Origin of the sequence: Comamonas sp. BIGb0124 (assembly GCF_003752175.1) — a bacterium.
GTDB lineage: Bacteria > Pseudomonadota > Gammaproteobacteria > Burkholderiales > Burkholderiaceae_C > Comamonas_F.
In genome coordinates this window covers 319,771-340,311 of sequence record NZ_RJVF01000011.1, presented here as the reverse complement: position 1 = coordinate 340,311, position 20,541 = coordinate 319,771, and the positions used below count along the sequence as shown (strand labels likewise).

The 20,541-nt window shown below is 69.0% G+C and carries 20 protein-coding genes; 12 read left to right on the top strand and 8 right to left on the bottom strand.

Annotated elements, in window-relative coordinates:
* Positions 1-215: 215 nt before the first annotated feature.
* The 10 genes from EC845_RS14130 to pdxY all read left to right on the top strand — a co-directional run bounded on the left by EC845_RS14130 (position 216) and on the right by pdxY (position 9,924).
* Entirely contained in the window at positions 216-860 is a 645-nt protein-coding gene (locus EC845_RS14130) for a TetR family transcriptional regulator C-terminal domain-containing protein (RefSeq protein ID WP_123298736.1), read from the top strand.
* 168 nt (positions 861-1,028) lie between these two features.
* The gene (locus EC845_RS14125) at positions 1,029-2,012 is read left to right on the top strand and encodes a PDR/VanB family oxidoreductase (protein ID WP_123298735.1); all 984 of its coding nucleotides are present in this window, start codon (positions 1,029-1,031) and stop codon (positions 2,010-2,012) included.
* 3 nt (positions 2,013-2,015) lie between these two features.
* Positions 2,016-3,335, top strand: a complete 1,320-nt coding sequence (locus EC845_RS14120; protein WP_123298734.1) for an amidohydrolase family protein — start codon at positions 2,016-2,018, stop codon at positions 3,333-3,335.
* 43 nt (positions 3,336-3,378) lie between these two features.
* Positions 3,379-4,251 carry a creatininase family protein gene (locus tag EC845_RS14115; RefSeq protein WP_123298733.1) on the top strand — a complete coding sequence of 291 codons (873 nt, stop codon included), beginning with the start codon at positions 3,379-3,381 and terminating at the stop codon, positions 4,249-4,251.
* A gap of 82 nt (positions 4,252-4,333) precedes the next feature.
* A complete protein-coding gene (locus EC845_RS14110) occupies positions 4,334-5,347 on the top strand; it encodes an ABC transporter substrate-binding protein (RefSeq protein WP_123298732.1) in 1,014 nt (337 codons plus the stop codon).
* A 49-nt stretch (positions 5,348-5,396) separates the two neighbouring features.
* Positions 5,397-6,200: an ABC transporter ATP-binding protein gene (locus EC845_RS14105; RefSeq protein WP_123298731.1), complete on the top strand. Its 804-nt coding sequence runs from the start codon at positions 5,397-5,399 to the stop codon at positions 6,198-6,200.
* Positions 6,197-7,033: an ABC transporter permease gene (locus EC845_RS14100; RefSeq protein ID WP_123298730.1), complete on the top strand. Its 837-nt coding sequence runs from the start codon at positions 6,197-6,199 to the stop codon at positions 7,031-7,033. The genes EC845_RS14105 and EC845_RS14100 overlap by 4 nt, the downstream gene beginning before the upstream one ends.
* Positions 7,034-7,108: 75 nt before the next feature.
* Positions 7,109-8,482: an FAD-binding oxidoreductase gene (locus EC845_RS14095; RefSeq protein ID WP_123298729.1), complete on the top strand. Its 1,374-nt coding sequence runs from the start codon at positions 7,109-7,111 to the stop codon at positions 8,480-8,482.
* A complete protein-coding gene (locus EC845_RS14090) occupies positions 8,479-8,943 on the top strand; it encodes a RidA family protein (protein WP_123298728.1) in 465 nt (154 codons plus the stop codon). The genes EC845_RS14095 and EC845_RS14090 overlap by 4 nt, the downstream gene beginning before the upstream one ends.
* A 102-nt stretch (positions 8,944-9,045) precedes the next feature.
* A complete protein-coding gene (gene pdxY / locus EC845_RS14085) occupies positions 9,046-9,924 on the top strand; it encodes a pyridoxal kinase PdxY (protein WP_123298727.1) in 879 nt (292 codons plus the stop codon).
* A 70-nt stretch (positions 9,925-9,994) separates the two neighbouring features.
* Here the strand turns inward: pdxY and EC845_RS14080 are convergent, their stop codons facing one another.
* Together EC845_RS14080 and EC845_RS14075 are read right to left on the bottom strand one after the other, a co-directional pair.
* Positions 9,995-11,338 carry an FIST N-terminal domain-containing protein gene (locus EC845_RS14080; protein ID WP_123298726.1) on the bottom strand — a complete coding sequence of 448 codons (1,344 nt, stop codon included), beginning with the start codon at positions 11,336-11,338 and terminating at the stop codon, positions 9,995-9,997.
* Positions 11,335-12,411: a PhaM family polyhydroxyalkanoate granule multifunctional regulatory protein gene (locus EC845_RS14075; protein WP_123298725.1), complete on the bottom strand. Its 1,077-nt coding sequence runs from the start codon at positions 12,409-12,411 to the stop codon at positions 11,335-11,337. The genes EC845_RS14080 and EC845_RS14075 overlap by 4 nt, the downstream gene beginning before the upstream one ends.
* Before the next feature lie 210 nt (positions 12,412-12,621).
* Here EC845_RS14075 and EC845_RS14070 point away from each other — a divergent pair, with 210 nt between their 5' ends.
* Together EC845_RS14070 and EC845_RS14065 are read left to right on the top strand one after the other, a co-directional pair.
* Entirely contained in the window at positions 12,622-13,386 is a 765-nt protein-coding gene (locus tag EC845_RS14070) for an endonuclease/exonuclease/phosphatase family protein (RefSeq protein WP_123298724.1), read from the top strand.
* 223 nt (positions 13,387-13,609) lie between these two features.
* Positions 13,610-14,269, top strand: a complete 660-nt coding sequence (locus tag EC845_RS14065) for a DUF2242 domain-containing protein (RefSeq protein WP_158615699.1) — start codon at positions 13,610-13,612, stop codon at positions 14,267-14,269.
* Positions 14,270-14,411: 142 nt separating this feature from the next.
* Here EC845_RS14065 and EC845_RS14060 read toward each other — a convergent pair whose 3' ends face one another.
* From EC845_RS14060 to EC845_RS14035, 6 genes are all read right to left on the bottom strand, one after another.
* Positions 14,412-15,464 carry a substrate-binding domain-containing protein gene (locus tag EC845_RS14060; RefSeq protein WP_123298722.1) on the bottom strand — a complete coding sequence of 351 codons (1,053 nt, stop codon included), beginning with the start codon at positions 15,462-15,464 and terminating at the stop codon, positions 14,412-14,414.
* 11 nt (positions 15,465-15,475) lie between these two features.
* Entirely contained in the window at positions 15,476-16,402 is a 927-nt protein-coding gene (rbsB, locus tag EC845_RS14055; protein ID WP_123298721.1) for a ribose ABC transporter substrate-binding protein RbsB, read from the bottom strand.
* Between the two features lie 81 nt (positions 16,403-16,483).
* Entirely contained in the window at positions 16,484-17,422 is a 939-nt protein-coding gene (locus tag EC845_RS14050; protein ID WP_123298720.1) for an ABC transporter permease, read from the bottom strand.
* A gap of 40 nt (positions 17,423-17,462) precedes the next feature.
* Positions 17,463-18,992: a sugar ABC transporter ATP-binding protein gene (locus EC845_RS14045; protein ID WP_123298719.1), complete on the bottom strand. Its 1,530-nt coding sequence runs from the start codon at positions 18,990-18,992 to the stop codon at positions 17,463-17,465.
* Entirely contained in the window at positions 18,992-19,390 is a 399-nt protein-coding gene (rbsD, locus tag EC845_RS14040) for a D-ribose pyranase (protein ID WP_123298718.1), read from the bottom strand. Before rbsD ends, EC845_RS14045 begins: the two co-directional genes overlap by 1 nt.
* Complete coding sequence (locus tag EC845_RS14035) at positions 19,387-20,259, bottom strand: ribokinase (RefSeq protein ID WP_123298856.1); 873 nt, start codon at positions 20,257-20,259, stop codon at positions 19,387-19,389. Before EC845_RS14035 ends, rbsD begins: the two co-directional genes overlap by 4 nt.
* Positions 20,260-20,541 lie beyond the last annotated feature (282 nt).

The window sequence follows — 20,541 nt, the reverse complement described above, 5'->3', positions numbered from 1 at the left end:
GCCGGGCGGCTGCGACGCGGGCGCGTCCTTCGGCGCCCAGAGACACGAAAGTCCGGCACGGCCACATGGCGCGCCGGCCCGGACCGGGCGACAATAGCACCGGTGCCGGATGCCTCTCGCGGTTTCCGGCGCCCTCCGGCCCCTCTGCCCCTGTCCTGCCCTTCTGCCTACCCGTGACGACCGCCGACGCTTCTTTTTCCCCTGCCCTGCCGGACATGCCGCCCCCTTCGGGTGCGCTGACCCGCAACCGGCCGGGCCGTGAAAGGATCATGGCCAGCATCCGGGCCGCGGCCATCACCGAGTTCAGCCGCCACGGGCTCAAGGGCTCTTCCACCCAGGGCATCGCCGAGCGGGCCGGCCTGACCAAGCCCCAGCTGCATTACTACATCGCCGGCAAGGACGAGCTGTACGAAGAGCTGCTGATGCAGGTGCTGCACGACTGGAAGGTGGTGTATGCCTTCGAGGGGCAGCTGCACGATCCGGCGGCCGTGCTCGGCACCTACATCCGGCAGAAGCTCGACCATGCCTTCGACCATCCCGAGATCTCGCGCATCTTCACGCGCGAGATGCTCGACGGCGGTCACAACCTGGCCGCCTTCTGGCCCCACGCCCGCCAGTGGACCCAGAAAAAGGTCGACATCATCAACGGCTGGATCGCGCGCGGCCTGATGCGGCCGCTCGACGCGCGCCTGCTGCTCATGCACATCTGGGCCATGACGCAGCACTATGCCGACTTCGCGCCGCAGGTCGAGGTCATGCTCGACAGCGGGCACGGGCCCCAGCAGCCCGATCGCGAGGTCATCGCCCGCGAACTGATCGCCTTCATCCTGTCCGGCTGCGGCATCGCCGTGCCGGCCTGACGCATCCGCCCGCCGACATCTCGGCCGGGCGCGGGCGACACCCCACCGATATCGCAAGCTGCAGGGCGGGCTCGCCGAACGCAGTGCTTCGCCTCGATTTGGCACAGTTCATGCTTAATTTGACCGATCGATCAAATTAAACGGTCAAATTAACAACCGCCTGCACCCGTGTCCGATTTTCCGCACCTTTCCAGCGCACCCCGCCGGGTACGCATCGAACAAATCACCTGGCAGACGGCCGACGTGATCAGCCTGCGGCTGCGTGGCCTGGACGGTTCGCTGCCGGGCTGGCAGGCCGGGGCGCACATCGACATCCATCTGCCCGACGGGCCGGTCCGGGCCTACTCGCTGTGCGGGGTGCCTGATCCGGGTCCCGACCATTACGAGATCGCCGTCAAACGCGAAGCCCAGAGCCGGGGCGGTTCGCAGGCGGTGCACGACCGTCTGCGTGTCGGCATGGAACTGACGATCGGCGCACCCCGCAATCTGTTCGGGCTGGCCGATTCGGCGCCCCATCATCTGCTGCTGGCCGGCGGCATCGGCCTGACGCCGCTGGTGGCCATGGCCCATGCCCTGCATGCGCGCGGCGACGCGTTCACCCTGGCGGTGTTTGCGCGCAGCGCCGAAGCGGTGGCCCTGCGCACCGTCCTGGTGAATTCGCCCTGGCAAGCGCGGGTGCAGATGCACCTGGATGATGCGCCGTCGCGCCGGACGGTGGACAGCCTGGTCGCCGAGGCGCCCGACGGCAGCCACGTGTACTTCTGCGGCCCCGCCGGATTCATGCAGCGGGCACGCGAAGCGGCAGCCCACTGGCCCGCAGAGCGCGTGCACGCCGAGTACTTCGCGGCACCGCCCGCGGCCCCCGCTGCGGCGCAGGCGTCCCCGGCTGCCGGAGGCTTCGAGGTGAGGCTGGCCCGGCGCCGGATTCAATTGACCGTCGCCGCCGACCAGAGCATCGCCCAGGCGCTGATGGCCGCCGGCGTGGCCGTCGACACCGTGTGCGAACAGGGCATCTGCGGTTCGTGCGTGACGCCCTACCTGGAAGGCGACATCGACCACCAGGACCTGTGCCTGTCGCCGCAGGAACGCGGCAGCCACCTGGCCCTCTGCTGTTCGCGCGCCGGCGCGGGCGGCGTGACCCTGGATCTCTGAAGCATGACGACCGACACATTTTTCCCCGCGTCCGCCGCCGAGACAGCCCCCCGACGTCTGCTGGGCGCTCGCCTGCCGGCCTGGCTGCTGCCGGCGCAATGGCCCGCCGCCTCCAGCGGCCAGCCGGCCTGGGCCGATCTGACGCTGGATCGGGACCGCATCGCCGCCATCGCGCCGCATGCCGTTTCCTCGACCGGCGCGGCCCCGCAGGCGGGCGACGAACGGCTGGACGGGGCCCTGGTGCTGCCCTGCTTCGTGGACGCACATACCCATCTGGACAAGGCCTACACGGTGTCGCGCCTGGGCCAGGCCGAGCCCGGCCTGCTGGGCGCCATCGAGGCCATGGTGGCCGACCGGGCACACTGGACGGCGGCCGACGTGCGGACACGCGCCACACGCGGCCTGGCACGCGCCTGGGCGCACGGCACACGGCATCTGCGCACCCACGTGGACTGGACCGAAGCCGACGGCATCCCCCTGGCCTGGCCGGTGCTGCGGGAGCTCGCGCAGGAATGGCGCGGACGCCTGGTGCTCGAGCAGGTGAGCCTGATGAAGCTGCCGATGTTCGAGGACCCCGCGCGGGCCGACTGGCTGGCCCGCCAAGTCGCGGCGACCGGCGAGGGCGCGGTGCTCGGTGCCTTCGTGCACAGCACCAACTGGAACGAGAACGCCCTGCGTCATCTGTTGCAGGCCGCCCAGCGTCACGACCTCGACGTCGACCTGCACGTGGACGAGGAACTGCAGCCCCGGGCCCAGGGGCTGGCCGCCACCGCCCGGATCATGCGCGAGCTCGGCTTCGAAGGCCGCGTGGTGTGCGGCCACACCTGCGCCCTGGCGGTCCAGGACCACGACAGCGCCCTGCGCCTGCTCGACGAGATCGGCCAGTTGCCCCTCACCCTGATCGCGCTGCCCACCACCAATCTGCTGCTGCAGGACGCCACCACCGGCCGCACGCCACGCACACGCGGCATCACGCTGATCAAGGAAGCCCGCGCACGCGGTATCCCGGTGCTGCTGGCCAGCGACAACGTGCAGGACCCCTTCTGCCGCATCGGCAACTTCGACCCGGCCGAACTCATGGGCACAGCCACCCTGGCCGCGCAGCTCGAACGGCCCTTCGACGACTGGTCGGACAGCCTCTGCCGCAGCGACTGGCTGGCACGCCCGGGTGCCGCATCCGCGCCCGCCGCCCGGCCCACGCTGATCGGCCGGCCCGCCGACCTGGTGGTCTTCGACGAAGCCGATGCCTGGAGCTGGCCCGCCCATGCCACGCCTCGCCGGGTGCTGCGCGCCGGCCGCTGGCGCCAGGCGTCCGCCACCTGATTCCCGTCTTTTTGTTCGACACCCGCAACCCAACGACCTCACCATGCTGCACGGCTACATTCCCCCGCACCGTTTCCTGCCCTACCTGAGCTGGACCGACATCAACGCGCTGCCGGACCGCGAGAACACCGTGGTCGTGCTGCCGTGCGGCGCCATCGAACAGCATGGCCCGCACCTGCCGTGCTCGGTCGACAGCGTGATCGCCTCGGGCGTGATCGGCAAGGCGCTCGAACGCCTGCCTTCGGACGTGCGGGCCTTTGCCATGCCGCCCATCACCTACGGCAAGTCGGAAGAACATCTTCATTTCCCCGGCACGATGACGCTGACCGGCACCACCCTGCTGTCGACCCTCGTCGAGATCGGCGAGTCGGTCTACCGCAGCGGCTTTCGCAAGCTGCTGCTGGCCAACGGGCACGGCGGACAGCCGCAGGTGCTGGAGATGGCCGCCCGCGAACTGCGCCTGCGCCATGGCGATTTCGTGATCGTGCCTTTCGGCGTGAGCCGGCTGCCGAGCGCCGCCAGCCGCCAGGTCGGCGAGCAGGAAAAGAAACTGGCCATGCATGCCGGCCATTCGGAAACCGCGCTGATGCTGGCGCTGGCGCCCGACACCGTGCACATGGAACGCGCAATCGCCAACTTCCCGCCGGCCTTCCCCTCGAAGATGCTGTCGTCGGACGGCCGCCCGGCCTGTGCCTGGGTGGCACGCGACTTCGGCCCCACCGGCATCATCGGCGACCCGACCACCGCCACCCGCGAACAGGGCGAGGAAATCCTCGACACCCTGGCCGACAGCTGGGTCCAGGCCCTCACCGAGCTCTACCAGTTGCAATGGGCCGAACGCCCGCAGGCCACCTGGGGCCGCAGCAACGAAACCGGCTTCATCCAGGGCTCCGAACAGCACGTTCCCACCCCCTGAAGCGCCGGCTCCCCGGCCGTCCCGTTTCCTTTTTTCCTCTCGTCGTCGTCCGTCTCCCTTATCCATCGATCCGGAGTTCTCCATGTCCGCACCCGCCCGCGCCACTTTCCGCCTTCGCCCCCTGGTCCGCTGCAGCGCCCTGGCGCTGGCCGCATTCGCCGCCCTGCATGCACCCGCGCAGGCCGAAGAAAAGTTCACCTACATGACCAACTGGTATGCCCAGGCCGAGCACGGCGGCTTCTACCAGGCCGTGGCCACCGGCATCTACAAGAAGCTGGGCCTCGACGTGACCATCAAGATGGGCGGCCCGCAGGTCAACATCCTGCAGCTCATGGGTGCCGGCCAGACCGACTGCATCATGGGCAGCAGCGATCTGCAGATCATGACGGCACGCGCCGGCGGCCTGCCGGTGGCCACCGTGGCCAGCACCTTCCAGAAAGACCCGCAGGTGCTGATCGCCCACGAAGACGTGAAGTCGTTCGAGGACATGAAAGGCAAGACCATCCTGATCTCGCCCAGCGCCACGCGCGGCTACTGGGCCTGGCTCAAGGAACGCTACGGCTTCACCGACTCGCAGACCCGTCCCTACACCTTCAACATCCAGCCTTTCATGGCCGACAAGACAGTGGTGCAGCAGGGCTACCTGACGTCCGAGCCGTATGCGATCCAGAAGGCCGGCGTCAAGGCCAACACCTTCCTGTTCGCCGACCACGGCTATCCCTCGTATGCGGCCACGATCTCGTGCATGGACCAGACCATCGCCAAGCGCGGCGCGGCCGTCTCGGCGTTCGTGCGCGGCACCATGGAAGGCTGGAAGAGCTACCTGGCCGATCCGGCGCCGGGCAATGCGCTGATCAAGAAGGACAACCCCAACATGACCGACGAGCAACTGGTCTACAGCGTGGCCAAGCTCAAGGAAATGGGCATCGTCACCAGCGGCTACGCCGTCACCCACGGCATCGGCGCCATCGACCCGAAACGGGCCCAGGAAAGCTACGAGTTCCTGCTGCGCAACAAGATGATCGAGGACGGCAAGCTCAAGCTGGCCGAGGCCTACAGGCTCGACGTCATGAAGGACATCAAGGTCCTGCCCTGATCCGTCGCGATTGCCGCAACCCGCCCGACCCCGAACCGTACATCGCCCCATGACCGATAGACCCGATGCGTTCGCCGCCGCCCCGCCGGCCGTCGAGATCCTTTCCGCCCAGAAGACCTACCCCGACGGCACGGTCGCGCTGCAGCCCGTGGACCTGCGCATCCGCGAAGGCGAATTCGTCACGCTGATCGGCCCGTCGGGCTGCGGCAAGAGCACGCTGCTCAAGATGGTCGCCGGCCTGCTCGACACCACCGACGGCCGCATCCATGTCTGGCGCAAGCCCATCGAGCAGTTGACCGACAAGCGTTTCACCTTCGTCTTCCAGGCCCCCACCCTGATGCCCTGGGCCAGCGTGCAGACCAACGTGCGCCTGCCGCTGGATCTCGCGGGCGTGGAGCGCGGCGAAGCCGACCGCCGCGTCGCCGATGCCCTGCGCCTGGTGGGCCTGGACGCCTTCGCGCAGGCCCTGCCGCGGGCCCTGTCGGGCGGCATGCAGATGCGGGTATCGATCGCCCGCGGCCTGGTCGTCCAGCCGCATCTGCTGCTCATGGACGAGCCGTTCGGTGCACTCGACGAGATCACCCGCAACCGGCTGGATGCCGACCTGCTCGAGCTGTGGCGTGACCGCAAGCTGACCGTGATCTTCGTCACCCACTCCATCCACGAGGCGGTGTTCCTGTCGTCGCGTGTGGTGGTCATGGCGCCCCGTCCGGGCCGGGTGGTCGAGGACATCGCCATCGACGCCCCTTACCCCCGTGGCGCGGACTTCATGGTCTCGCCCGAGTTCTCGCGTTACGCCAAGCGCCTGCAGGATGCGCTGCAGCGCGCCAGCGCCCAGGAGATTTCCGCATGAGCACGCCAACCCCACCGATCAACGCCCGCGCCCTCAAGACCCCCCTGCTGCACGACCGCCGGGTGCAGCGCGTGCTGCTGCCGCTGGCCGTCGCGCTGGTCCTGCTGTCGGCCTGGCAGTGGCTGGTCGTGGCCCTCGAGCTGCCGCCCTACGTGCTGCCCACGCCGCTGCAGATCATGGCCACCCTGTGGACCGATGCCGGCATGCTGAGCTCGGCCCTGCTGGTCACGCTCAAGATCACGCTGCTGTCCTTCGGCATGGCCACCGTGCTGGGCGTGCTGATCTCCTTCCTGTTCGTGCAGAGCCGGCTGATCGAGACCGCCCTGTTCCCCTACGCCGTGCTGCTGCAGGTCACGCCCGTGGTGGCCATCGCACCGCTCATCATCATCTGGGTCAAGGATCCGACCCTGTCGCTGGTGATGTGCGCCACGCTGGTGGCCCTGTTCCCCATCATCGCCAACACCACGCTGGGCCTGCGCAGCGTGGATGCCGATCTGCAGAGCTATTTCCGGCTCAACCGCGCCACGCGCCTGCAGACGCTGGTCCGCCTGCGCATCCCCAGTGCGCTGCCCTACTTCTTCGGCGGCCTGCGCATCTCGAGCGGCCTGGCGCTGATCGGCGCCGTGGTGGCCGAGTTCGTGGCCGGCACGGGCGGTTCGGCCACCGGCCTGGCCTATCAGATCCTGATGGCCGGCTACCAGCTCAACATTCCGCGCATGTTCGCCGCGCTGCTGCTGATCTCGGTGGCCGGGGTGGGCCTGTTCGCCGCCATGGCCTGGCTGAGCCGGCTGGCACTGGGCTCGTGGCACAGCAGCGAGTCGTCGCCGGACTGACGCACGGCCCCTTCACGCCGTCCCTTCACGCCGCCCTTACACGCCGCCTCTTCCCGACGTATTCGATTGCATCGCATGACCTCATCCCCCTCTCCCTCTTTTGCCGAACAGTTGCCCACCCTGGACTGGGTGACCGACGCCCTGAAAGTGGCCCGCCTGTCGCAGGACTTCTTCTGGTTCAGCCCGGTGCTCAAACGCCAGTTGCAGGGCCTGTGCGCCGACGGCGTGGTGCGCCCGCGCACCGAGGACGACGTGCGCCAGATCGCCAGCTTCTGCGCCCGCAACCGCCTGCCCCTGACGCTGCGCGGCGCGGGCACCGGCAACTACGGCCAGAGCGTGCCCCTGCAGGGCGGCATCGTGATGGACATGAGCGCCTTCAACGGCATGCTGTGGCAGCGGCCCGGTGTCGCACGCGCCCAGGCCGGCATCCGGCTGGGCGACTTCAACCGCCTGCTGCAGGACGGCTCGGGCCAGGAACTGCGCTGGCTGCCCTCGACCTACCGCAGCGCCACGCTGGGCGGCCTGTTCTCCGGCGGCTTCGGCGGCGCCGGCTCCATCACCTACGGTCCGCTGGCGGCACCCGGCAACATCCTGGGCGCCAAGGTGATGACGCTCGAAGAGCACCCCCAGGTGATCGAACTGCGGGGCGCGGAGGCCATGCGCCTGCATCACATGTGGGGAACCAACGGCATCGTGCTGGAAATCGAAGTGGCACTGGCGCCGGCGCATGAATGGCTGGAAAGCATCGGCGTGTTCGACGATTTCGAGGCGGCCCTGCGTTTTGCCGACGCCGTGGCGCGCAACCCCGGCCTGGTCAAGAAGGAAGTCGCCGTCCTGGCCGACCCCATCCCCGCCTACCTGACCGCGCTGAAGGCCCATCTGCCGGCCCATCGGCACGCCGTGCTGCTGGTCCACGCCGCCTCGGGCGAGTCCACCGTCGAGGCCCTGGCGGCGGCCCACGGCGGCGCGATCAGCTATCGCCAGAGCCATGCCGAAGCCCAGGCGGGCGGCCACACCCTCATCGAATACGCCTGGAACCACACCACCCTGCACGCCCTGAAGGTCGACAAGGGCCTGACCTATCTGCAGACCGCCTTCATCCCGGGCAAGCACATCGAACAGGTGCTCAGGCTCAAGGCTATGTTCGAAGGCGAAGTGCTGATGCACGTCGAGTTCATCCGCAACGTCGACGGCCACCTCACCTGCACCGCGCTGCCCCTGGTGCGCTTCACGACCGAAGAGCGGCTGGCCGAGATCATCGCGCAGCACCGGGCCGAGCAGGTGCGGGTCAACAACCCCCACACCTTCATCATCGAGGAAGGCAAGCAGGGCGGCGACCTGGCCCCCGAGCTGCTGGAGATGAAGCGCCGGCTCGATCCGCATGGCCTGCTCAACCCCGGCAAGATGCGCGCCTGGCCCGCGCTGGGCCCTCAGGAGCAAACCGCATGAGCATGGGCAAACCGATGGCCAACTACGCGGCCGCCAAACGCGTCGGCGATTTCGTCTTCATGAGCGGCGTGGTCGCGGTCGACCCGGCCCGGCGCCAGGTGGTGCGCAGCTTCGAGGACATCCCGACCGAAGCCCGCGCGCAGTTGCAGACGCTGGGCTACTGCACCGGACAGATGACCGTCGACATCTTCGAGTCGCCGATCGTGGCGCAGAGCTGGTTCGTGCTCGAACGCATCCGGCAGCTCGTCGGCGAGTACGGCGGCACCATGCAGGACGTGTTCAAGCTCGTGCAGTACTTCCGCGAACTGCCCCACTACGCGCCCTACAACCGCGTGCGCGGGCTGTTCTATCCCGGCGAGCCGCCCGTCAGCACGGTGGTCGAGGTCTCGCGTTTCATGCCCGGCGACGAGGTGCTGATCGAGATCGAAGCCACCGCCTACCTGCCCCTGCGCCAGGCCTGAAGCCACGCCGGGAGGGATACCGGCCCCGCCCGGCCGCCAAATGCCGAATAATCACAGCCTCACCGGGCTCACGCCCCGGCCACCCTATTCGCGCGAACGGCCATGACACTCGAAACCCCGCCTCTCATCCTGTCCATCCAATCCCATGTCGCGTGGGGCCATGTCGGCAATGCGGCCGCGGTGTTCCCCCTCCAGCGGCTGGGCTTCGAGGTGCTGCCCGTGCACACCGTGCAGTTCTCCAACCACACCGGCTACGGCCAGTTCAGGGGACAGGTTTTCGGGGCCGACCACATCCGCGAGATCATCGCCGGGCTGCGCGAGCGCGGCGTGCTGCAGCGGGTCTCGGCCGTGCTGTCGGGTTACCTGGGCGATGCAGGAACCGGCGCCGTCATCCTCGATGCCGTGGGCGAAATCCGCCGCGAGAACCCGGCCGTGCGTTACCTGTGCGACCCCGTGATGGGCGACGTGGGGCGCGGTGTCTTCGTGAACCCGGCGATTCCGGATTTCCTGCGCGACCAGGCCATGCCCAATGCCAACATCATCACGCCCAACCAGTTCGAGTTCGAACTGCTGACCGGCAGCAAGCCGGCCAGCGTCGCGGAAGCCGTGCGGACCGCGCGCCTGCTGCGCGGACGCGGGCCCGACACCGTGGTCGTCACCAGTCTGGCCACGCCCGACATCGCCGCCGATGCCCTGGGCACGCTGGCCGTCAACGGCGAAGGGGCCTGGCTGGTCACCACGCCCAGGCTCGACCTGCACCCGCTGCCCAACGGCATGGGCGATGTGTTCTCGGCCACGCTGCTGGGCCGGCTGCTCAGCGGCCGGGCACTGCCGCAGGCCCTGGAGCTGGCCACCTCCACGCTGTATGCGCTGGTGCACGCCACGGCCGCCGGCGCACGCGATTTGCCGCTGGTGGCCGCGCAAGACCGGATCGCCGCGCCCGAGCCGCGTTTTGCCGCCCGCGCGCTGGCGCCGGCCTGACACCTCGTCCACGGTTTTCAGGGACTGAGCAACGCCACGCGGCGGATGCGGCCGGTCGGGGCCGCCGCCTTCAGGACGGAAAAACGAACAGCACACCCGCATAGGTGTGCAGCAGCCGGTCGCTGACCTCGCCCGCCGTGAACACGCCCACCAGCGGCACATGGCCCAGCGCACGCCGAACGATCTGCAGTTCCGCGTTCGGTCCGCCGAAATAGGCGCCGCCGCGCGAGGCGCAGCTGAAATAGATCGCTCCGGCCACGCCCCGTCCTGCAGGCGCCAGCGAACGCGCCTCGTCGTCGAGCCGGGCATGGATCTGGTCGTGCGACAGCGAAGCCGGCTCCAGCATCTCGCGCACCTCGGTGCAGGCCCTCACCAGGTCGCGCCGGGCCGTGCGCAGGTCGCGCTGGCAGAACGTCATCTCCATGCCCACCCGGACGGCGCCGTTGCCGCCGGCCAGCGCCAGCCCCTGGCGGGCCAGGTCGACACCGATGATGGGCCGCGCCTGCGACTCGATCGGGCCGTGCACACGATGCCCGCCTTCCTCGACACCCAGCGCGGGTACTTCCGTCATGCCGCTCGCCGATGTGGCCTCGGACCAGCTCGCCGCCACTTCGCCCTCGCCGAGCTCCAGGCAGATGAGCGTGCGGCGCAGCAGCGCCATCAGATCGGCCCGGGCCTGCAGCGAAGCGTCGAGCGGCAGTTGCGAGTCCTGCAGCAGCATGGCCAGCGCGGGCTGGCCGTCGAGCTCGGTCACCACCTGCCCTTCGGCGGCGGTGATGCGGCGCCGCGGCCCGATCGGGTGGCAACCCTGCGCCAGCTTGGCGGCCCAGACCACCTCGGTGCCCAGCGCCACGCCGCTGATGCCGCCTTCGATCATGCCGCGCCCGTCCACCTGAAGATCCGGCAACTGGCCATGGCTGCTCCAGGCGACCTGCCAGGGCTGGCGCCGGCTGGCCACCAGTCCGCCGTGCAGACTGCGTTCGCGGGTGCGCTCGGCCAGTTCGGCCACGAGCTCCTGCAGATCCGGCGTCTGCGCGTCGGCATGGACCAGCATGGTCGAGGCCGCAAACTGCTGCGGCAGCGGCGAGATGCCCGAAAACACCCGGTACTGCGAAGCATCGAGATCGCACAGCATGACGGCCAGGGCCGGCTCGTCCATGTACTCGGCCTCGCCGGCCATCACGCCCAGGCCCGCGCTGCCGACCCAGTCCGACACGTGCGGCAGCGCCGCCGACAGGGTATCGAGCAGCTCCTGCGCATGCTCGGCGTAGTGATCCGTGAAATAAAGCAGTCCCAGCGGCGGCGCGGACGCGTAGTCGGGCAGGGCCGACTGCGCACGCAGTTGCGCGACGATCAGGCTGCAGGCCATGCGCCAGTCGGGATGCGTGGCGTGGGCGTGTGGAAACAACTTCATGACTTGGATGGCAAGGGCGACGCACCGCGGCGGCTGGCGGCGGCGGTCTTCGACTTGGGCTGGGACTTGGACGCGGATCCGGAGGCGGACTTGGGCCTGGGCGTGCCGGGCGGAGCCTTGCCGGCAGACGCAGCGGCACTTCGGCGGCCTGCAGCGGCGCGGGATCCGCTGACCGGCGCTTGGGCAGGCAGGGGCCGGGCCGGGGTCGTCGCGCCCCCCGCACCGCTGGCGGATGCGCGCGGCTTGGCGGCCTTCTGGGCCGATGCCGCCTTTTTCGGGACGGCCTGACGCCGCGCAGTCGGAGGGGCCGCGCCGCCGGCCGCCTTCGGCCGGCTGGCCGATGTCGATGTCGATTCCGCGTCGGCCGCCGGGGCCGATTCCGCGGAACCGTCCGGCGCCGCCGTCGCAGAGGCACTCGCACCCCGCAGCGCCTGCTGGGCAATCGCCTGGAACTGCTGCCCCAGCGCGCTCCACCAGGCCAGCGGATCGGCGCCCGGCGCCGATGCCGACGCTGCTTCTGTGGCGGCCGCGTCCGGCGCGGCCGCATCGCCCTCCGGTTCTGCCACGGTCTCGGGGGCCGGCCGGTCGGCGAAGAACGACGGGGCGGCCGCAGACGGTTCGGCCGCCGCCGCTTCGTCGGCATCGCCACGGGTGCCGGGCCAGGCGGGGGCCGGTTTGGGCTGGGCCGCCGCGCGCAGATTCTCGGCCAGGTCGGCCATGTTCATGTTCATCCGGCGCAGCGACTCGATGGTCAGCTTCTGCACCTCGAGGGCCTGGATGGTGGCGACGATGGCGCGCGTGTTCTGCTCCAGCCAGAACTGCACCGTCTTGAGTTCGTCGATGCGCTTGTCCAGCGCGTCGGCATCCAGCGTGGGCGTCAGCCACGAGGCCAGCGGCGGCATGCCGGGGGGCGCCTGCTGCGCTGCGCCCCGCGTGAGCTGCTGGAAAAAATCGAAACCCTGGCCGAAGCCCGACCACGGGGCGCCGAAACCGAAGGGCGACGCGCCCGCCCCTTCCGCGGGGGCAGCGCCTTCTTGGCCGTGACGGGCAAACGGCGAATGGGGGGCACTCATGCGCGATCTCCTTGGGCTGTACTGGGTTGCCGCCTAGCATACCGAAGAAATCCGCGCGCAGGTCCTCACCCGCACCGCATGCCACGGCCGTCCTACGTCCAGGGGGTGGCCGGCGGGCGCACAATGAAGACCTCGAGACGGCCCTTGCGGCCTGCCGCTGTTTCAAATCGCTGTCCGACCCTCCGGTCGCCACGTGCCCGTTTGCCGCCGATGTCCACCAGAGCCCAACCCTTTCCGATCAAGGTCATGACGATCAACACCCACAAGGGGTTCTCGTCGTTCAACCGCAAGTTCATCCTGCCCGCGCTGCGGGACGGCGTCCGGGCCGTGGGTGCCGACATCGTTTTCCTTCAGGAGGTGACGGGCGCGCACACCCGGCATGCCAGCCGCGTCGCCGACTGGCCCGCCGCCTCGCACTACGAGTTCCTGGCCGACACCATCTGGCCCCAGTACGCCTACGGCCGCAATGCGGTCTACCCCTCGGGCGACCATGGCAATGCCATCCTCACCAAGTTTCCGATCGAGCGTCACCTCAACCACGACGTCTCGATCGCCGGCCCCGAACGCCGCGGCCTGCTGCACTGCGAGCTGCGTGCGCCCGGGTTCGACCGCCCCCTGCACGTCATCTGCGCCCATCTCGGCCTCGCCGAGAACCACCGGCGCAAACAGCTCGAGATGATGTGCGCCATCATCCGCAACGACGTGCCGCCCGACGCGCCCATCATCGTGGCCGGCGACTTCAACGACTGGCGCCGCCATGCGCACCGCATCCTCAAGGACGGCGCCGATCTCGACGAAGTGTTTCTCACCGCCAACGGCCGGTCTGCCCGCACCTTCCCGGCCAAGTTCCCCGTCTTGGCACTCGACCGCATCTACGTGCGCGGTGTCGCCAGCCACCGGCCCTCGCCGCTGCCCAAGCATCCCTGGGCCAGCCTGTCCGACCACGCGCCGCTGGCGGCCGACCTGGTGCTGTAGACCGGGACCGGGATTTACCGCAAATTTGCGTGTCCCCAGGATCGCGGCCCATCGCCACACCGTACCGGACGACACGACTTGCCCATAATGCAAGTCAGGAACCAACGGGGGGCGAGCCGACTCCAGCCCTGTTCGAAGCGCCGCTCGGCCGCACCGGCGACCGGCGCCCGTGCGTTCCCTGTCCGATGACCCCCAGTCCGTTTCGCCAGACCTGATGGAAGTTATGCGTCCCACTGCCTTTTCCCGTCTCTCCGCCGGGCTGCTCGTGCCGGCCGCCATCGTGGCGCTGCTGGCGGGCTGCGCCACCAAGAACGTCGACCTGGCCCACGAGGCCTTCGACGACACCACCACCTTCACGCGCAACTACGGCACCGCCGCCGAGAACAGTTGCGAAGCCGCGCGCCGTGCCCTGCTCAGCCAGGCCTACATCATCACCACGGCCACGCCGACCAGCCTGGCCGCACGCAAGCACTTCCAGCAGAACCGCGAGCAGCACTACGAGATCGAGTTCAACATCACCTGCGTGCCCGACCGCTCGGGAACCAGCACGGTGTTCGCCAACGCCGTCCAGCAGCTCTACGCGCTGCGCAAGACCAACACCTCGGCCTCGCTCGGCGTGAGCGTGCTGGGCTCGCTGTCCATGCCGATCGGCTCGTCCGACGATTCGCTGGTCAAGATCGGCAGCCTCACGCTGACCAAGTCCGGCCTCTACGACCGTTTCTTCGGTTTGCTCGAGGAGTACCTGTCGTCCACCACCACGGGCCAGGAGCCGCCGCCCATTGCCCCGGACGCGCTCACGCCCAAGGCGAGCGACACGGTCCAGCCGCCGACCGAGCCGGTGCCCGTCCGGCCTTCGCCGCAGGCCCTGCAGCCGCTGGGTTGAGTCGCGTCGAATCGCGTTGCGCCGAGCCGAATCGAACGAGCCGCAGGCCGCGCGCCGCAGAGGCTGCGCGGGCACTGCGGCCCAAGAGCTCAGGCGGCATCCCGGGGATGCGCCTCTTGCCTGAAAGCGGGCGGCCCGGCTTCTAGGCCGAGCGACGCCGCACGCGGGCCGGCACCCACACCGAGACCGGCTCGGTCTCGCCCTGGATCAGCGCCAGCACCGTCTCCAGGCTGGCACGCGCCAGGCCCTCGCTGTCCTGCGCCACCGAATCCACAGGCAGCGGCAGGCAGTCGAGCAGCGGATGGTCGTCGAACGTGATCAGCCGCAGCGCATGCGGCGTCGCGTCCAGGCCGCGGCCCAGCAGATGGCTGGCCTGCAGGTCGGCCAGAACCCCTTCGAGCAGGCCGATGCCGCCGGTGAACAGCACATCGGGCACCCGGCCGCCATGGGCCTGCCGCCACTGCGCCATCATGGCCAGACCGGAACTGCGCAGGTAGTCGCGTTCGACCACCGTGCCGTCCCCCTCGGTCACGCCGGCCGCGGCCAGCGCGCGGCGAAAGCCGGCCAGCCGGTCACGGCTGGGCGACAGCGCCGACTGTCCACCGAAATAAGCCACCACCGGCAGCTGCGCCCCGGCCAGCGCATCGCGCGACTGGCCGAGCGCCTGTGCGGTCAGCGCGCTGACCGCATCGGTGGCATCGCTGACGGCAAATGCGATGCCGCAACCCTCGATGCGGCGGTCGGCAAACACCAGCGGCAAGCGGGACTGCCAGCCCAGGTAACGCTGCGCGTCGGCGCTGGCCGGCACCACGATCAGTCCGTCGATCTCGCGCGCCACCAGTTGCGCGATGCCTTGCGCCTCCTGCTCGGCATCGTCGTTGCTCGTGGCGATGAGCAACTGGTAACCCGCGGCGCGGCTCTGCACCTCCAGCGCCTGCGCCAGGCTGGCGTGGGCGTAGTTCACCAGCTCGGGGATCACCAGGCCCAGCGTGCGGCTCTTGCGGCTGCGCAGGGCCCGTGCGGATTGCGAGGGCACATAGTGATGCGCCTCGGCCACCGCCTTGACCCGCGCCACCGTCGCCGCGGCGATCCGGTAGCGTTCGGCCTGCCCGTTGAGCACCATGCTGGCGGTGGTCCGCGAGACCTGGGCCAGCCGCGCGATGTCGTCGATCTTCAGACGTTCGAATTGACTCATGGACGGCAAGCTTACTGCTTGACCAGGTCCAGCGGCACCGGAATGCTCTTGTCCACGGTCTGGCCGTCGATCAGCTTCTTGGCCGTCTGCACGCCGTACTGGCCGATCAGGTCGGGCTTCTGCTGCACGGTGGCGGCCAGGCTGCCGGCCTTGACGGCGGCGACCGCATCCGGCGTGGCGTCGAAGCCGACCACCACCACGTTCTTCAGGCCGGCCGCTTCCACGGCTTTCTGTGCGCCCAGCGCCATCTCGTCGTTGTGCGCAAAGACGCCCTGCACGTCCTTGTTGCCCTGCAGGATGTTCTCGGTCACCGACAGGCCCTTGGCCCGGTCGAAATCGGCCGGCTGGCGTGCCACCAGCTTCACGCCGTCCTTGCCGTCGACCACCGAGTGGAAGCCCTGGCCCCGTTCACGCGCGGCCGATGTGCCGGGCACGCCTTCGAGTTCGACCAGATTGCCCTTGCCGCCCAGCTTCTCGAGCAGGAACTCGGCCGCTAGCTTGCCGCCGGCGACGTTGTCCGAAGCGATGTGCGAAGCCACTTCGGCGCCATTGACGCTGCGGTCCAGCGACACCACGGCGATGCCGGCAGCGGTGGCCTGCTTGACCACATTGGCCACGGCGTCGGAATCCGTCGGGTTGATCAGGATGACCTTGACCTTCTTCTGGATCAGATCCTCGACGCTGGCGATCTGCTTGGCCGGATCGTCCTGCGCATCCACCGTGATCAGGTTGATGCCGTCCTTGCTGGCCTCGGCCTGCGCACCGTCGCGCAGCGCCACGAAGAAGGGGTTGTTGAGGGTCGAGATCGACAGGCCGACCGACACGGCGGCATTGTTGCCCGCAGCCGGTGCGGCAGCGGTCTCGGGGCCTTGCTTGGAGCAGGCGACAAGGCCCACGGCCAAGATGCTGGCCAGCAGAGTCGGGACAAAACGGTTCATGGATGGCTCCTGGTGGATGTTGAAAACGGATGAATGTGTCTAGGCACGAATAGCGGACTGCCGGGGCTGCGCCTGCCCCGCTTATTTCTTGCCCGCGCGGTCGATCAGCACGGCCAGCAGAATGACCACGCCCTTGATCACCTGCTGGTAGAAGGACGACACGCCCAGCAGGTTCAAGCCATTGTTGAGCACCCCGATGAGCAGTGCGCCCACCAGCGTGCCGAAGATCCAGCCGCGGCCACCGGCCAGGCTGGTGCCGCCCAGCACCACTGCGGCGATCGCATCGAGCTCGTAGCCCGTACCGGCCGTGGGCTGGGCCGAATTCAGGCGCGACGTCAGAATCACGCCAGCCATCGCCGCCATCGCACCCGACAGCGTGTAGACGCCGATCTGCACCCGGTCGGTCTTGACGCCCGACAGCCGGGCGGCCTCGGGGTTGCCGCCGGTGGCGTACACATGGCGGCCGAACACCGTCTTGCGCAACACGAACCAGAACACGGCAAAGGCCAGCAGCATCCACACCACGGGCACCGGGACCCAGCCGGCCACGTAGCCGCCGCCCAGCATCGCGAACAGGTCGCTGTCGAGTCCGCTGATCGGGCTGCCGTTGGAGAGCACCAGCGAGAGCCCGCGCAGCACCGTCATCATGCCCAGCGTGGCGATGAACGGCGCCACCTTGCCCTTGGCGATCACCAGCCCGTTGGCCAGCCCCATGAGCGCGCCCGAGGCGATGCCCAGGGCCGTGCAGAGCATCGGATCCCAGCCGTCCTTCATGAACATCGCCGTGAGCACCGACGACACCGCCAGGATGGCTCCCACCGACAGGTCGATGCCGCCCAGCAGGATGACCAGCGTCATGCCGAAAGCGATCAGCGCATTGATCGAGACCTGCCGCATGACGTTCATGAGATTGCCGACCGTCAGGAAATCGGGGCTCAGCGTGGCCAGCCCGACGCCCACGATCAGCAGCGCGAAGAATGGGCCGAGCTTCTGCAGCAGGGCTTTTTGAGAGGGAGACATGATGGTGTTGTGGTGTGCTTGGGAAAAGAAAGGGGTGGCCTCACTGGCCGCCGGTCGCCGCCGTCATCAGCAGCTCCTGGGTCGCGCTGCGGGCATCGAAGATGCCGGCCTGGCGGCCCTGGTGCATGACCAGGATGCGGTCGCTCATGGCCATCACCTCGGGCAGCTCGGACGAGACCATCACGATCGCCGTGCCGGCCGCTGCCAGCCGGTTGATGATGGTGTAGATCTCGGCCTTGCCGCCGACGTCGACGCCCCGGGTGGGCTCGTCGAGCAGCAGCACCTTGGGCGGCTGGGCCAGCCATTTGGCAAAGACCACCTTCTGCTGGTTGCCGCCCGACAGCGACTTGACCTCGAGCTCGGCATCGCGGGTGCGGATGCGCAGGTCGGCGATCAGCTGCTGCACCGCGGCCCGCTCGGCACGTGCATCGACCACGCCTGCGCGGGCATAGTCGGAGAGATGGACCAGCGTGGCGTTCTCGCGCACCGACAGGCCGAGCACCAGACCTTCGCTCTTGCGGTCCTCGGTGACGAAGCCGATGCCGGCCGCGATGGCCTGCGTGGGCGAAGCCAGCGCCACGGCCTGGCCGTCGATGCGCACCGTCCCGGCGGCACGGCGGTTGACGCCGAACAGCGTCTTGAGGATTTCACTGCGGCCGGCGCCCATCAGCCCGGCGATGCCCAGCACTTCGCCCGCACGCACCTCGAACTCGATGCCGCTGACATGGCCCGTGTCGGCCAGGCCCTGCACCTGCAGGCGCACCGGGCCGTGGGCCAGGCTGCGGGCCGGAAAACGGTCGCCGATCTCGCGGCCCACCATCATCTGCACGATCTCCTCGAAGCGGGTCTGCCGGATCACGCGCTCGCCCACGAAACGGCCGTCGCGCAGCACCGAGATCTTGTCGCAGATCTGGAAGATCTCTTCCATGCGGTGCGAGACATAGACGATGGCCACGCCGCGCTGCTTGAGCTCGGTCATGATCTGGAACAGCCGCTCGATCTCGCGCTCGGTGAGCGCGGCGGTGGGCTCGTCCATCACCAGCACGCGGGCGTCCAGCGACAGCGCCTTGGCGATCTCCACCATCTGCTGCTGCCCGATGGACAGCGTGCCGGCCTCGGTCTCCGGATCGATGTGGGCCGCGCCCACCATGGCCAGCCAGTGGCGGGACTGCTCGCGCATGCGGCGGGTGTCGATCACGCCCCAGCGGCTGGGCTCGCGCCCCAGGAACAGGTTCTCCATCACCGACAGTTGCGGGATCAGGTTGAGTTCCTGGTGGATGATGGCGATGCCCAGGGCCTCGGCCTCGGCCGTGCTGCGGATCTGCACGGCCTGCCCTTCCACCGCGATGGCGCCGGCGTCGGCCTGATAGACCCCGCACAGCACCTTCACCAGCGTGGACTTGCCGGCGCCGTTTTCGCCCATCAGCGCGTGGATTTCGCCCGGCGCCAGCGAAAAATCGACGGCTTCGAGCACCTTGACCGGACCGAAGGCCTTGCTGATGCCGCGCATGGCCACCTGCGGCACGGCGGCGGCCGGGGCGGTGGCGTTCGGAGACAGTTCGGCCGACATCAGAAGATCACACCCGAATACAGCACCACGTTGGCATAGGGCGTCGCCTCGCCGGTGCGGATGATGACGTGGGCGCCCTGCGTGAGGCCTTTCAGATCGGCATGGCCGACGAACTCCACCGCCACGCCCTGTTCGGCCAGGGCACCTGCGCGCGCGGCGACCGCTGCGTTGGCCTGCTGCGCCTCGTGCGCAAACACCGCCCGTTCGACCTGGAAGTCGGCCAGGACCGTGTCGAGCACATCCATGAACGACGGCACGCCGAGCTGCAGCGACAGGTCGATGCAGGGCACGCCGGCCGGCACCGGCAGGCCGCAATCCGCGATCACCAGGCGATCCGTGTGGCCCATGGTGGCCAGGACACGGGCGATGTCGCGGTTGAGGTGTCCGAGCTTCTTCATGCGCGGGACTCCAGGAAAGCCTCGAGCTGCGCCCGGCCGGGCATGCCCGACTGCGCGCCGGCGCGTGTCACCGACAGCGCGGCCGCGGCGCAGGCCAGCCGCATCGCCGCCGCCATGCCCAGCGGCCAGAAAGCCGCCAGTGCGCCGTTGAAGGTGTCGCCTGCGCCCGTGGTGTCGACCGGCTCGACCGCAAAGCCCGGCTGGTGGTGCATCGCACCGTCGGCGCCGAGGTGGTAGGCACCATCGGCACCGCGGGTCATGGCCACGCGTCCCGGCAAGCGGGCCATCAGTTCGCGCCAGTCCTGGGCCGGCTCGGTGGTCTCGGCATCCAGGGTCACGGCGAGTTCGTGTTCGTTGGGGGTCAGCAGCGCGCAGCCTGCCAGCAGCGCTTCGGGCAGCGGCTGGGCCGGTGCCGGATTGAGCAGCAGCGGCTTGCCGTGCCGTCCGGCCAGCCGTGCGGCATGCGCCACGGTGTCCAGCGGCACTTCCAGCTGCACCAGCACCACGTCGGCCTGCGCAAAGGCGGCGTCGGCGTTGTCCAGATCGGCCGGCGTCAGCGCCAGGTTGGCGCCGCCCACCACGATGATGGCGTTGTCCGACTGGCTCACCGTGATCGCGGCGATACCGGTCGGCACGCCCTCGGTCTCGAGCACCCACCGGGTGTCGATGCCCTCGGCCACCAGGCCGGCTTTCAGTTGCGCGCCGAACGCGTCGCGGCCCACGCGGCCGATCAGGCTGACCTGCGCACCCAGGCGCGCCGCCGCCACCGCCTGGTTGGCCCCCTTGCCGCCGGCATGCGTGGCAAAACCGTCGCCGGCCAGGGTCTGGCCGAGCTGCGGCACCACCGGGGTGGTCACCACCAGGTCCATGTTGATGCTGCCCACCACCAGTACCCGAGTTACCGGGGATTGCGCACTGCGTTCGATATCCACTGTCGTCTGCCTCGTTCAATTCAAGCGGAAAACCCGACCTGCCCCCTGAACCGGATGCTCGGAACAGCCCAGGTAACCGCTTCGTAATTCAATTACAGGAATGCTGAAATCGTTTGCTAAAACGTTATCAGCACGGTCGGATTTATAGCAGAACGGCTTCAAAAAGCATCCGATCCTAGGGTTTTCACTGAGTTACCGTTGGGTTTCCGCTCTAGTCCC